The organism is Paenibacillus massiliensis 2301065 = DSM 16942, assembly GCF_000377505.1.
Lineage (GTDB): Bacteria > Bacillota > Bacilli > Paenibacillales > Paenibacillaceae > Paenibacillus > Paenibacillus massiliensis.
The window spans coordinates 279,202-293,835 of record NZ_KB898191.1 but is presented as its reverse complement, the minus strand read 5'-3'; the positions used below and the strand labels follow the sequence as shown (position 1 = coordinate 293,835).

Here is a 14,634-nt window from a genome sequence, read left to right as displayed (position 1 = left end):
TTTTTCACAAAAAAATTGCACAAAAAGTGTTGAATTCAGAGGAGGTAAAGCTAATGCTAAAAATTCTCGCCACTTGGCTGTTATTTATTCTATTACTATTTCTTATTAGTAAAGGGCTTCGCAAGCTTGCCGGTACAGGATCGAGCTTAAGCTCTAGACGCTTTGGTGGATGGTTGACTGGACTTTTTATTGTGGGAGCTGTGCCACTCGGGTTTTCTCTATACACAGTGATCTTTGATGAACGTCTGGATGCCAACATCGGGTTGGGGCTTGCCATGCTTTTTGCTTGGGCCTACTGTACGCTTTTGTTATGTGCGGCATTGGTGATATGGGGAATGTACACGTATAAAAGGAACAAAAAGAATTGACCTGTCTAAAATAGAACAACTAAAAAAGCTCGCTAAACACAAGGATTTTTTAAGGGTTTCGCGAGCTTTTGCTATGTGCAAATTTGCTAGCTATCTCGTGGTCGTCGTTCCGTAATCGTTGTCGCTTGTGGTGTACTAATGCTCACAGGAGACCAAAGCTACTCAGAATGTAGCCTTCATCCCATTTTGTTATGAAAAAATTCAATGAGGCCATCTGTTAATTGTTGATGCGAGGTGCTAATATACCGATCCGTACAGTACATGAGCTCCAGATGTCGTATAGGCGTAGGCCCCTTGAATGGTATAGCTACAATGTCCTGACGTTCCGGGAATTGAGCGAGCAAGCCTTGCGGCTGTATAGTAGCGCCTACCCCGGCAGACACTAATTGGAGCAGTGAATTGGCTGAGCTCGTCTCCATGACGGGGGTTAATTCAATCTCTTCCTGAATACAGACGGCATCCACTAACTCGCGACCGAGAAAGCCTTTCGGATACATGACCAGTGAATGCTGTTTCAGCTCTTGCAGTGTAATCTCCTTCCTGTCAGCGAGCTCGCTTGCTGCATGAACGAAGAGATGATAGGGCTCCAATCCAAGCGGGACCTGGATTAATCTTTTATCAGGCTGACCCTGCAAGCCAATCCCGATATCGACTTTATGGGTAAGCACTTCATCTTGTACATATATAGTTGAGAACACCTGTAGCTGGATGTGAGGATATGTCTTCTTGAATTCAACGAACAGCGGGACGAGCATGAAGTCCAAATCCGAGGGCAGCACAGCCAGCCTAACCGTACCGCTGTCTCCTGACAACAGATCTTGTATGGCATGCTTGGCGTCCCGTTCTGCTTGCAGCATCTTTAGCCCATAGTGGTACAGGAGCTTGCCTGCTTCTGTAGCCACCACCTTTTTACCGATCCGATCGAAAAGAGGAGTGCCCAGCTCTGCCTCAAGTATGCGGATTTGCTGGCTTAGTGTAGGCTGTGAGATTCCGAGTCTTTCGGCAGCCTTTGTAAAATGCAGTAGCTCATATACCGCCATAAAATACTGTACATTTCGATTGTCCATCCGAAGGCTCCTTTTTTTAATAGTATTTAACTATCATAATAATATTGATTATAGAATTGATCAATGATTTATAAGCCCCTATACTGAGGATGTCTTATACAGCTAAGAAGAGAGGGCCTATTTATGAAGAGATATTTTTTATTGCTAGCTATATTTATTGCAGCCTTGAATCTAAGGCCTCTGATTACATCGGTGGCCCCTTTGCTTGGTACGATACAGAGTGATCTAGATATAAGCGGTCTAACCGCAAGTCTACTCACCACATTGCCTGTCCTATGTATGGGGATCTTTGCTCCAGCGGCGACCGTATTGCGTGATCGAATAGGTCTTGAACGCACCATTTTTATGGCCTTAGTCCTCATTACAGGGGCAACAGCTTTGCGAGGAATCGTTAGCTCTGTCGTGATACTGGTAGTTAGTGCGTTAGTTGGCGGAATTGGGATCAGCTTGGCCGGGCCGCTATTGTCCGGCTTCATTAAGAAGTATTTTCCTACCAAGCCCGGCATTGTCAGTGTGTATTCTGCTTCCATGACTGTAGGGGCTGCTGTTGCTTCGGCTTTTGCTATCCCGTTATACAATCGTAGTAATCACAGCTTAACGCTGACCTTGTCTTGCTGGACTATTCTTGGAGTGGTGGCACTAATCGTGTGGGCTGCTTTTCTTGGAAATCGGGCGAATCTGACTAGCTCAAGCTCAATAGGATCAAGCTCCAGCCTTCCGATCCGTAATAAAAAAGCAATTCTGTTGACCTTGTTTTTTGGCTTAATGGCCAATATTTTTTATTCGGTAACAGCGTGGATTGCACCGATTGCTCTGAATCTCGGCTACAGCGCGGCTAGTGCAGCTATGCTCCTTACGGTCTTTACGCTGATTCAAGTTCCCGTATCCTTAACGATTCCCTTCCTAGTAGCCAGATCCGGGAGACGTCGTTTGTATCTCATTCTTTGCAGTGTATCCGAGCTAATCGGAATCGTCATGCTGCTCTTTCAACTGCCGATGCTGCCAGCGGCGGTATTGTTGGGCATGGGAGCAGGCGGGTTATTTCCACTGGCACTCATGCTACCCATTGTCGAGACAGAAACGGCGGAGGAAGCTGGAGCATGGTCTGCGATGTCCCAGTGCGCGGGTTATATTATAGGGGCTATGGGACCACTAGCGATTGGGGCGATTTATGATCGAAGTGGAAGCTTTACGACTGCGCTTATTGTGATGCTGATGGTGATTGTGGTCATGATCGGGGTGCAGGTGGCGATTACTAGCGGGAAGAGTGGTAGTCGGGTTAGGGCTTAAAAAATGAATTGAATAAATTGAGCCATAATGCGAGCTAAGTGAATATACCGAAGAACCCTTATACACCAAGGGTTCTTCGCGGTACATAATTAGTGTTAAATTCAATCTATGATGTAAGTGCATAGATAAAGTAATACCTATAAAGTAATACCGAAGTTTGTATGTAATCGCTTTAATTTTTCTATAGACAGTGCATGTGGTCAATGCTATATTGTTTCTGTAAGAAACAATATTATTTCTACAAAACACAAAAATCCGGATTGTCGTCATGTCACAACATACTAAACGTGCTCAAGGCTAGAGCGTTTCAACTGTTCGATGCTTGAGCGCCACGAAAGGGATGGAGAAGATATGAGCAGCATCGAGACAACCATTAAGACCTTTGATGGAACACAGCTCTATTTCAGCAAGAATGTAGTCACTGATGCGAAGGCAGCTGTGGTTATTGTTCATGGGCTATGCGAGCATGCCGGGCGCTATGATTATTTGACGGGTCAGCTGAACAACCGCGATATTAATGTATATCGATTTGACCATCGTGGTCATGCGAGATCGGAAGGGCGGCGTACGTTCTACAGTGATTTTCATCAGCTTATAGAGGATGTGAATGTTATTGTTGAAGCGGCCTTGCAAGAGAGCGGCGATATCTCTCTGTTTGTTATCGGTCATAGTATGGGCGGATTTGCGACCTCATCCTTTGGAACGAAATATCCAGGTAAAGTGAAAGGCATCGTTCTTTCTGGGGCACTTACCCGCTACAATACAAAGGTTGCTGGTGAGCTGCCACTTGATCTTCCTCCAGGCACGTATTTCCCAAATGAGCTTGGCAGCGGCGTATGTAGTGATCCGGAGGTTGTATCCGCATATGCGAATGATCCGTTAGTCGAAAAAAAAATTTCCGTAGATCTATTCAATAGCCTGGGTTATGGAGTGGACTGGTTAAAGGAACATGCGAAGCAGTTTGTGGACCCGGTGCTTGTTCTGCATGGTGCAAACGATGGGCTGGTGAGTGAACAGGATTCGCGCGACTTCTACGGAGACATTGCCTCGACTGATAAAACATTGAAAATCTATGCTCACCTTATGCATGAAATATTTAACGAACCGACTCGGGATGAAGTCATTGAAGAAACGATCACATGGATTGAAAAACATATCTGATTTCAGTACATTGGAAGAGAAAGAATTCTGAAGATGAAAGGGATTACCCATGAAGTTAGATTGGATGGGCAACCATCGGACATTGATCGAGAAAATTATAAAGTACGGAAATGCATATTCTAACACCTACAAGCTGCAGCGAAGCTACGGTACAGACGTCATGTTCTCCGCCTCGCAGATCCAGACTCTGGAATATATTCTGGAAGCAGAGGATAAGGAAGAGAAAATGTCAGAAATGGCAGAACGTCTTGGTGTTAGTCGCAGTACATTCTCTAAGAACGTGAAGATTTTGAAGGAAAAAGGCCTGCTGGAGAAATATCATTTGAGCGGCAATCGCAAAGACATCTATGTGAAGCCTTCTGCGAAAGGACGCGAGGTGTACGCCCGGTACACTGAATTTGTTCGGGAGCTTTGCTTTGATGATATTTTTCGGTATGCCGATTCCATTTCGGAGGCTGACAAGGAACGCATTACTCGTATTTTGGATTTGTTTGCGAATGTATTGGTCTGGTATGGTGAGAAAGAACAGGAACCACGCAAGCTCACCAAAATTGATGCAGGTAACGAGTAAACTGGCTACAATCCATGAAGGTTGAATGAGTTATCCCAATGCTTGCCTCACTTCCCTGCCAGAATTGGAAAAACCGTACCCAATCAAGTACAATAATTCAGAAGTTATCTTATCAGACCAATAGATATAGCGTATGGAGGGAAGCATGCTGAATTGGAAAGCAATCTTCAAGGGTATGGCGATGGGGACAGTAGAAACGGTTCCTGGCGTAAGCAGTAGTACCATTGCGGTACTCATGGGAATTTACGAGAGGTTGATTGAGGCCATTGGCCAATTGACCTCGAAGCGCTGGAAAGAAGGCATAGCCTATTTAATCCCGCTAGGGATCGGAATGTTCGGTGGATTCATCATATCTGTCATGGTAATCAAGTACCTGCTGGAGCATTATTTTCAGCCTACCCATTTTCTATTTATGGGCCTGGTCATTGGCATCTTGCCTTCATTATGGAGAACTGCCCGGACAGAAAGTAAGGAACCTATGCGGTTGCGGCACTATGTGCTCATACTGCTGTCCCTGTTGGCGGTAGCTGCGACAAGATTTCTGGATGTTGAACGAGATATTATCATGACGAATCTGACTGCTTCGGATTATTTGTTCCTGTTCGTCTCGGGGTGGCTGGCGAGCACTGCCTTAATACTGCCTGGCATTAGTGGGGCGCTGATTCTTACCCTGCTCGGCGTATACTATACCGCGATCTCGGCCATATCCTCAATGAATCTGCCGGTCATCTTTACGATTGGAGCGGGGATTGTGGCGGGGGTTCTCATTACAAGCAGACTTGTTCGATTTTTATTGCAGCGTTATACCCTGCTCATGTATGCTTCGATGCTGGGACTGGTGGCTGGCTCGATTGTGGTGCTGTATCCGGGGTATCCAGTGGGGGCTCTGAATAGCCTGATCTGTGTAATCGCTCTTGCCGCTGGTTATTGGATTGCCCTGATTGCAGGGCGCGTGAAGCGCGGAAGAGGCTTGCCTGTTGTAATAGAGCAGTGAGACTCCCTGCTTATCCGATATCGCTTTGCCCTGGTGTAGCTAGGGCAAAGCGATTTTTTTGCTCGATGTTACTACGGATCTGTTTGATGTTACTATTCTGGTTGATAGAGCTAATAATTTGTGGAGTTGAAGCCAGTTATAAATGGCTGCAAGCTGTCCCGCAAGGAGGTGGGAGGGTGGCCAAGCAGCTGTTCCAGATCAGTTGTTGTTGATGAGGTATCAATTGTACGCAAAAAGTTAAATATCCAATGCTGTAGCTGTGGGTCCTGCTGCACAGCCATTGGCGTGCCGACGAGCTCCGAGAGAGCTGCTGCTAGATCAGAGAAGCTCCATGAGGTAGACGCAGTTAGCTCATAAATTCTGTTGCGATGTTTGCTGGGCTGGGCGAGTACGTTCGCTGTGGCGGCTGCCAGATCGGCTCGAATGACTGTATTAAATGTCCAAGCTTCAGGAGGGCAGACAATCTGCTGCTCTGCTATAATCGTCTGCAGATCAAGTGCCTCTATAATGTCGGTGTAGAGTGCGTTTCTCATAAAAGTGTAGGCTATACCAGAGGCGCGAATGGCATACTCCGTGGCTAAGTGTAAATGAACAGGAGGGCCTGAGCCATGCTCGGGGAAAGCAAAGCTAGTGTAGACCAGATGCTCCACCTTCATCCTCTTGGCAGCCTCAATGACATGTGCATGCTGGCGAAATCGGATAGTATCATCCGCATGAGAACTTGAGATGAGTAATAGCTGGGAGGCTCCGGCCATAGCTTGCTCAATCGACTCGGGCTGATCATAATCACATAAGCGCACCTGGATGCCTGCGGCACGATATGAATCTCCAGCTTCAAGACGCCGAACCCCTGCAATAATACGCTCTGGAGAGATCTGATGAAGCAATTGCTCGATAATCAGATGTCCCAGCTTGCCACTTGCCCCTGTAATCACAATGGACATGAGTACATCGTCCTTTCCTTTGCATGTAGTTTAACGCTTAACTATCTGGCTGCAAATATACAATACGTACGGAATTTAATTACGGCGCTAGTAGCTCCCGTCAAGTGATTTGGCCATCCGTGATCTGTTGCCTGCATCAAGCTCTCTTCAACTTAGCAAGCAACAGCAATAACTGTTCCAGCTCGCCCTCGTCAAGCCCCTGGAGGCCCTCTGCGATCCGTTGTCGATTCTCCGGTAAATGCAGCAGAAGCAAGCGCTGTCCCTCCCCTGTAATGGATACTACCCACTTTCTTCCATCCGTAGGGTGCGGGGCACGGTGAATCAGGCCATCCTGCTCCATCGGACTGAGCAACAGACTAATATTGGCCTTTGTTACTCCAATCTTGTGGGCGAGCATCGTAGGAAGGACGGTGCCGCCCTCCTTCATTATTTCTACCAAAATACGTATTCTAGCTCCTGTCAGTCCCTGGGATTGCCAGTATTTCTCCGAGACATCGACAAGCTTGGCTGTCGTCTCGACCAGGGTGAAGAAGACTTGCTGCTGCAGCGGTAAGTCGGTTACAAAATCCTGTAAATCTTTCATACATACACACGCACCATTCCATATAGTTAAGTCCTTAACTATTATAAAATCTAATGGATCATAACTCCCTTGTCAAGCAGGGAGGATAGTAATCATTTTGAGTTCATGGATATGAATGGGTGATTATGAGGTAGAATTTGATTTATTGGTTGGTATCTTCCTGTACGGCGCGACTGATAGAAAAAATTTTATGATTTCGGTAGCAATCTCCTAAAAATCGCTTGCGCAAATACCGAAAATGAATATTAGATATCAGTTCAAAAGTAATATTATATAGGTCTTTGGATGGGTTGTGAGCGGAAGGGTTCATGATAACCAAACAAGGTACAGGGAGATGAAAGAATGGTAAAACGAATCATGAACAAATTTTCTGGCTCAAAAAGTATCGCGAACACACTTGCAATCATTTTATTCTTAAACATTCTTGTAGTGTTCAGCATTCTAGGCACATTCATGTATACGAATACCCGAGCCATGCTGGTGCAGCAACAGGAAGCCATGCTACAGACCAAGACACAATCTGTCATTTCACAGTTCGATGCGTTATTTAAAGAAAAAGGAGCATTGGTGAAGCAGATGTCCACCAATGACATTTTCCGGCAATACATTGAGACAACCTCTTCCTCGGAAGATGTACTTACTTCAACGCATGCGGCACAGACGCAGGCGACCCTGGCAGCTATTGTGAAAGAAGAGCCTTCCTTTGCGGATGCATGGGTGCTTGGCATTCACGGCAAGGGCTTCTGGCTACAAAATGATGGAGCGGCGGCCAATGCTGAATTCAATGTGCAGGATCGTCCTTATTATAAGCCTGCCATGGAAGCGAACGGGTTATATTTCTCGGAGCCTTATGCTGACGTCAACAATGGCACCATGCTGATGGGGATTTTTTATCCGGTGAAGGATGATAATGATCAGATTATCGGATTTGTCGTTGCAGACATTGCCTTCAAGGATATTCCGGACATCATGCAGAGCTACTCTCTCGGTAGCACAGGGTATTCCGTATTGACCACCAAAGATGGAGATATTCTGTACCACCCTGATCAGGATAAAGTTCTGAAGCAGAAGTTCAACGAGAGTGAGGGAGAACTCGGTGAGATCGGTCAGCAGATGATGGCCGGAGAATCTGGGGTACGGTTGATTAATGATCAGGGTGAGCGCCGATATGTTGGTTATGCTACTAGTGAGGATACAGGGTGGTCTGTAGCCTTGACGATAGCTGAGAAAGAAGTGCTGGAGGAGCTAGGCTCCTTTACCTGGATTACGATTGGTGGGTTTGCTGGAGCGACGATTCTACTGGTGTTGATCTGCTATGTTGTACTGCGTTCCATTCTAAGAAGCATTCCGAAGCTGCTTGCCAAGATGAAGCAGATTGAGGATGGTGATCTGACCGTTCAATTCGAAGTGAATTCCAATAATGAGTTGGGCCAGATTGCACAGGGAATTCAGAAAATGGTAGAGAAAATCTATGGCATGATCCAGATGGTTGGCAATACCTCTCAGGTGCTGAATCAATCCTCCAACGATCTGCAGGTCATTTCCACCAAGACAGCATCCACAATGAATGATACAGCGGTGGCTATTAACGAGATTGCCAGTGCGACCAATTATCAGTCTGTGGAGTCGGACAATATTTTGACGAAGACGATGGAGCTGTCCCATCAGATTGATGGTATTGCTAATGATGCGACAGCAATGGAGCAAATGGTACAGACGTCCTCGGAGCAGAGTGAATACGGACTCGACGTCGTAACTCAGCTGTCCCAATGGGCAGAGGAGAATAATAAGTCTACCCAGGCTATCTCGGCACTGATTCATGATATTGATGCGAGTCGCAGCGAGATTGCCAGCTTTGTGGGCACCGTACAACAGATTGCGACTCAGACCAACCTGTTGGCCTTAAATGCCTCGATCGAAGCGGCTCGTGCTGGAGAGCAGGGTAAAGGCTTCGCAGTTGTTGCTGGAGAGGTGCGTAAGCTCGCTGAGCAGACTGCGGCGGCTACGCAGGAAATCTATAAGAAGGTCGGATTCATAGAAGAGAAGACGAAGCTATCTGTACAACATACGGTCGATGGTCTGAGAATTGCCGAGGAGAATGCCAAATCGGTGGACGCCACGAAGCAGCTATTTTCACATATCAGTAAGGATCTGGAGGAGCTTAAGCTACGGATGAATCAGATCAGCCGTGGTACCCTGAATATCCATCAGCACAAGGATGAGATTCTGCATGCGCTGGAGACGATATCTGCCACGACGGAGGAGAACTCGGCGTCTACGCAGGAGGTCAGTGCGAGTACTCAGGAGCAGCTAGAGAGCATCGAGAAGGTAGCGGAGCTATCCGATCAGCTGAACCAGATCTCCAAGCAGCTACAGAAGGAACTGAGCCAGTTCAAGGTTGAGTAGGCTGCAATAGAACAACGATAGTTCCCTCATAGTAGACAGACTCATGCGAGATATCGCCCTGTTTATGATGAGGGGATTTTTCTATACAATTATCAACATATTTCGACAATATTCGCCTGACCTTTAATACTCTTGTGATACCTCGATAACAATTTGATGTGACAATGAGTAAGAGAATGCGTTCTGTATAGTCAGAACTCCACTTGTGTGACACGTGAGTACATAAGGAGGAGTTTTGCATAACAGACAGAGATTGAAGGTCAGGGAGGATTATTGTGTTGGGAAAACGATTGCTGTCATGTTGTGTTGTGCTTAGCTTTATTGCGGGGGCTTTGAGTCCTTTGTCAGGGTTTACGGGTGTATCCTATGCGGCAGAGGGTGGTAGCCAAGATGGGCACGATGCGCAGGGAAGATGGGTAACTGGAGAATATCATATACATACAACACAATCGGATGACGCACAAGGTAAGTTGCAAGATGTACTGGATGCTGCATTTGAGCAAAATGGACTCGACTGGGCAGCCTTATCAGAGCATCTTCGCATGTCTGGACGCGATGAGGAAGGGAATACCCTCGGCTCTCCTATTCCTGTATCAAAGGGGATTGCGCTCTATCAGGCACCGAAGATCAAAGAATTGCAGGATGCCGGGAAATATGCGGGCAAGACGATATTCAGTGGCTTCGAGTGGGATATGCCGACTTATGATCATGTGAGCGTAGGGATCATTACGGATGCTCCTGGCTCTCCAGCTGCGCTGAAGGCGATCAACCAATTCGAATATCTGTTCTCGAACCGGGATGCAAGTCTGTTCGATCCAGCAGACGTGCTAGCCTGGAATGCGACTGATCAACGAGCCTACTCGACAGCCAGTGATGCCAGACAAGCATTTCGCTGGCTGGCAGCGAATTATCCTGACAGCTACGCCTTGTTCAACCACCCTTCTCGGAAGAATGGAACGAGCGCCGAGCTGAAGGTGCAGGACATTCGCGATATGAATAATATTGCACCTCGTGTTGCTTTTGGCTTCGAAGGCATTCCGGGTAACCAGATGGCTCCGGATCGTGGTGAGACTGTTGATATCTACGGCGGGGCCGATGTTCGAATTGCTAAGGTCGGAGGCATGTGGGATGCCCTGCTGGGTGAGGGACGGAAGTTCTGGAACTTCGGGAACTCTGATTTTCATTTCAAGATCAGCAGTGACCGCAGGTATTCCAGCGGCTATTGGCCAGGAGAGTATTCGAAGAATTATACATGGGTAGAGGGTAGCGACATGAAGTCCATTGTCGAGGGCATGCGTTCAGGCAAATCCTTCTCAGCGACGGGTGATCTCATTAACGCTCTCGATTTCAGCATCCAGAGTGCTGAAAGCATGAAGGAAATGGGTGGCGAGCTTGAGGTGACTGCTGGTGACGAGATGGAGCTGAAGATTCGCTTCAAGAGTCCGAACCAGAACAACAATGGTGATCCTGTGCAGGTAGACCATGTTGACCTGATTGTCGGCAATGTAACAGGACCAGTTGAGCCCGGAACTGCGGCCTACAACAAGGCTACCAACGATACAACCAAGGTGCTGAAGCGCTTCACTAGCGCAGACTGGGTGACGGATGCAGAGGGATATAACACGATTACCTATCCGGTTGGTCCCGCAAGCGAGAATCAATATTTCCGACTCAGGGGAACGAATCTGGGCACAGACGTTCCTGGAGAGACGAGCAATGGGGAGCCGCTGCTTGACCAGAAGAATACGACGGTGGACAACGAGACACGTTTTGCCCAGATCAATGATCGCAATTATTCGGACTTGTGGTTCTACTCGAATCCGATCTTTGTCAATGTGACGTACAGCGATGAGCAGGCCGTACAGGATGCATTACAGGATATCCAGCTTCCAGCGCAGCCTGTAAGCACAGATATTCAGCTACCGCTCATGGGAGACCATGGGGCTAGTATTACTTGGGAAAGCTCAGATTCTGCGATTGCCGAGGTAACCAACGGTATACTACGAATCTCACCTCCCGCCATTGGTCAGCCAGATGCAGAGGTTACTCTGACAGCGACAGCTACCAAGGGAGCTGTGAGTGACACGAGAACGTTCAAGCTTGTCATTCGAGCGATAACGGTAGATGATGCGATGCTGCGGTATACCTTTAACCAGGATACTGTTACGGGAACAGAGGTAAGTGATATTTCAGGAAATGGTCATGCCGGCGTATTGATCGGCGGAGCTGAAGCGACTACTGATTACGATGGAGCTGTAACACTGGATGGGACTAATGACGCCATACAACTGCCGAATGGTATATTGAGCAATCTTGAGGATGCTACCATATCGATCAGTGTGGAGATTGATCCAGCTAATCCACGTCCATCCTGGCTATATTCCTTTGCCAGCAATCCAACAGTCGTGCAGGGTACTCGTTATCTCGGGTTACTGGAGGATTCGAGTGGAACCTATCGTGCATCAATTACGCCGAACTGGTATGTGGGAGAACAGACCGTATCCAAGGGAGCTTCGGTCAATAAAGGAGTGCTGAAAAACCTCGTATACACCATCTCTGGCACTACAGCAACGTTGTATGAGGACGGTGTTCAGGTTGGACAAAACACTGCGATGACACTGTCTCCGAAGGACATTGAAGCAACCGTAGCCAACTATATAGGCAGACCGCCATATTCTGGTGACCGTTATTTCAAAGGCAAGGTCTCAGACTTCCGTATCTATAGCCGGGCCCTCAGCTCTAAGGAGATTGCAGCTGTAGCGGCAGAGGAGCTGGAGTACAAGGGCTCCATCAGCGGAGTCGTTACCGATGGAACTGGGGCCGTGGAAGGGGCGAGCATCGCTGTAACCATTCGTGGGCAGGTCCATTCCACTATTACAGCAGCTGATGGCAGCTACGTACTGGAGGATATCCCGGCAGGTTCGGGTTACGTTCTGTCCGTGTCCAAGGACGGATTCACCACAGCTACTACAGGGCAGGTACAAGTGAATAACGGGCAGACAACTACGGATGTCAATGTGAAGCTAAGTGCTGTTCCAGTTCTGCATACAGTATTGTTTGACAGCAATGGTGGCGATACAGAAGCATCACCTTCCACGGTGACCGTGACTGCCGGAGAAGCTATGACCGAGCTGCCTACGCCGCCTACACGTCAGGGGTACAGCTTCCTGGGCTGGAATACGCAGGCCGATGGAACAGGAAGTGAATGGACCAGCGGCATACCTGTGAATATGAATCTGGTGGTGTACGCACAGTGGCAAGCGGACCAACCAGAAGTAGTTACAGGTACAATTACAGGAGTCGTCTCTGATGGCACACAGCCTGTTGAGGGAGCAAGCGTCAGTGTATCTGTCAGCAGCAGCGTATATGGTGTAACTGACAGCGTGTACTCCGCAACTACGAATGTGAACGGCAGCTATACCCTGGTGAACATTCCAGCAGGTTCAGAATATGTAGTCACAGCGCAAAAAAATGGCTACATCACTAATCAGATTGTTGGTGTGAGTGTAGCTGCGAACCAAACTACCAGCAACACTAATATCATTCTGACGCCGATCGTTACTGCGCCAAGCTACTATAACGTTGTCTTTGACAAAAATGGTGGGACTACAGAAGCAATACCAGGAGCCATAGCTGTATTCTCCGGTGAGCATGTGCCAGCATTGCCGAGCCCACCGACGCGCATGGGATATCGCTTCATTGGCTGGAATACACAGCCGGATGGAAATGGCACGACTTTTACGACAGAATCTGTTGTGGATAGCGAGCTGACCGTATATGCACAGTGGCGAGTAGTATCAAGTTCAAGTGATAATAACGATTCATCCGGTTCAGGCGGTGGTGGCGGTGGAAGCAGTACACCTACGACGCCTGCCAGTCCGTATGTGAAGTCTGAGTTTATTGAAGAAGGCAGGGCAGAGGTACGTGTAGACTTGTCCCAGGGATCGACGTTATTGTCGCAATCGCAGATCATAGGGCTGGTAGCTTTGAACAAGAGCCGTGAAGTTGTGCTAAGCGGACCGAACTATTCCTTTACGTTCCCGGCTGGTAGCATGGCGGTCGTTCAGGGCACTACAGATTTTGACTTTGGACTGCGCTTCAACGCAGGAGCGAACCTCAGCACAATTAACGAATTAGCTGGTGAGCATGGAGCCTTGATCGTTAGCTACAATGGTACCGGGGAGCTGCCTGGGCAGGTAAACATCAGGCTTCTCGTGGGCTCACAATATGCAGGTCAGACGTTGTACTACTATTATCTAAATGAGACAACAGGTGAATTGGAATTCATGCAAAATGCGCCAGTGGACAGCGAGGGCTACGCCACAGTGCAGCAATCGCATTTATCCGATTATGTGTTCACGACGGAGCTGCTGACACCTACCAGTCTCATAGGCAAGCTTACGATGACACCTAACATTGCGTCGCTGTCGGATAAGACGCTTGTACCATATGTTATGGTGAACGGGGTACAGCGCATTATGAAGCTGAGTGCCATGTCTGGTGGACAAATGCATTTCATTGGAGACAGCTCCTTTAACTACAGCTTCAAGGATAATGCGAAGAGCTTCACCGATACAGCGGGACACTGGGCGCGCGAGGCTATAGATTTCGTAACTGCACGCGAATTGTTCGGCGGCACGACGGAGCAGACCTTCAGCCCGAATACCACCATGACACGCGGCATGATCGTTACGGTGCTGGGCCGTCTGGCGGAGGCTGAGACGGAGGGATATGCAGCTCGCTTCAGCGATGTTCAGCCAGATGCTTACTATGCCGGCTATATTGGCTGGGCAGCGGATAACGGAATTGTTAGTGGCACGGGGTCTCAGCGTTTTGAACCTGATGCACCCGTGACTCGCGAACAGCTTGCTGTGATCATGGTGAACACATTGAAGCACATGGAGCTGATAACGGGCAATAATGAGGCTAATCCATCAACGATAGCGGCTTACACGGACCAGGACCTTGTCAGCAGCTGGGCCACGGAGAGTGTGAAACATCTCATTTCGATGGGAGTCTTGAGCGGTAAGGCGGATTATCGTTTGGACCCGCAGGGGAACGCGACCCGAGCTGAGCTGGCTGCGATGCTTGAGAGAATGATTGAACATACTGTAGCTGGGCAGTGAACGTGTATTCCATAACCCTTAACTTTGTGGAGTATACAAGAAGCCGTATCCAGTTCTGTGAACTTGAACGTCGCACCATTCGCTAAAGATGTTATAACGGGCTTGGATCGTCTGAATAGCCGAC

The 14,634-nt window shown here is 48.0% G+C and carries 10 protein-coding genes; 7 read left to right on the top strand and 3 right to left on the bottom strand.

All coding sequences use genetic code 11. From position 1 onward, the window contains the following. The first annotated feature begins 53 nt into the window (after window positions 1-53). Window positions 54-368, top strand: coding sequence for a hypothetical protein (locus D328_RS0115925; protein ID WP_018886018.1), 315 nt, complete (start codon window positions 54-56; stop codon window positions 366-368). 176 nt (window positions 369-544) lie between these two features. Here the strand turns inward: D328_RS0115925 and D328_RS0115920 are convergent, their stop codons facing one another. Beyond that, entirely contained in the window at window positions 545-1,435 is an 891-nt protein-coding gene (locus D328_RS0115920; RefSeq protein WP_018886017.1) for a LysR family transcriptional regulator, read from the bottom strand. 123 nt (window positions 1,436-1,558) lie between these two features. On the opposite strand from D328_RS0115920, the gene D328_RS0115915 reads away from it, so the two are divergent. From D328_RS0115915 to D328_RS0115900, 4 genes are all read left to right on the top strand, one after another. Then, a complete protein-coding gene (locus D328_RS0115915; protein ID WP_018886016.1) occupies window positions 1,559-2,725 on the top strand; it encodes an MFS transporter in 1,167 nt (388 codons plus the stop codon). 351 nt (window positions 2,726-3,076) lie between these two features. Further along, window positions 3,077-3,886, top strand: coding sequence for an alpha/beta hydrolase (locus D328_RS0115910; RefSeq protein WP_018886015.1), 810 nt, complete (start codon window positions 3,077-3,079; stop codon window positions 3,884-3,886). A 49-nt stretch (window positions 3,887-3,935) separates the two neighbouring features. Continuing rightward, entirely contained in the window at window positions 3,936-4,457 is a 522-nt protein-coding gene (locus D328_RS0115905) for a MarR family winged helix-turn-helix transcriptional regulator (protein WP_033413089.1), read from the top strand. Window positions 4,458-4,602: 145 nt separating this feature from the next. After that, on the top strand, window positions 4,603-5,451 hold the full coding sequence (locus tag D328_RS0115900) for a DUF368 domain-containing protein (RefSeq protein WP_018886013.1): 849 nt from the start codon (window positions 4,603-4,605) through the stop codon (window positions 5,449-5,451). Window positions 5,452-5,561: 110 nt separating this feature from the next. On the opposite strand, the gene D328_RS0115895 is transcribed toward D328_RS0115900, so the two are convergent. Both D328_RS0115895 and D328_RS0115890 read right to left on the bottom strand, forming a co-directional pair. After that, a complete protein-coding gene (locus D328_RS0115895) occupies window positions 5,562-6,395 on the bottom strand; it encodes an NAD(P)H-binding protein (RefSeq protein WP_018886012.1) in 834 nt (277 codons plus the stop codon). Window positions 6,396-6,531: 136 nt separating this feature from the next. Next, a complete protein-coding gene (locus tag D328_RS0115890; protein WP_018886011.1) occupies window positions 6,532-6,978 on the bottom strand; it encodes a MarR family winged helix-turn-helix transcriptional regulator in 447 nt (148 codons plus the stop codon). Window positions 6,979-7,320: 342 nt separating this feature from the next. Between D328_RS0115890 and D328_RS0115885 the strand changes: the two genes are divergently transcribed. Continuing rightward, window positions 7,321-9,384 (top strand): methyl-accepting chemotaxis protein, encoded by a 2,064-nt coding sequence (locus D328_RS0115885; protein ID WP_018886010.1) that lies wholly within the window; start codon window positions 7,321-7,323, stop codon window positions 9,382-9,384. 341 nt (window positions 9,385-9,725) lie between these two features. Further along, window positions 9,726-14,510 carry an S-layer homology domain-containing protein gene (locus D328_RS30705; RefSeq protein ID WP_154659113.1) on the top strand — a complete coding sequence of 1,595 codons (4,785 nt, stop codon included), beginning with the start codon at window positions 9,726-9,728 and terminating at the stop codon, window positions 14,508-14,510. Window positions 14,511-14,634: the final 124 nt, after the last annotated feature.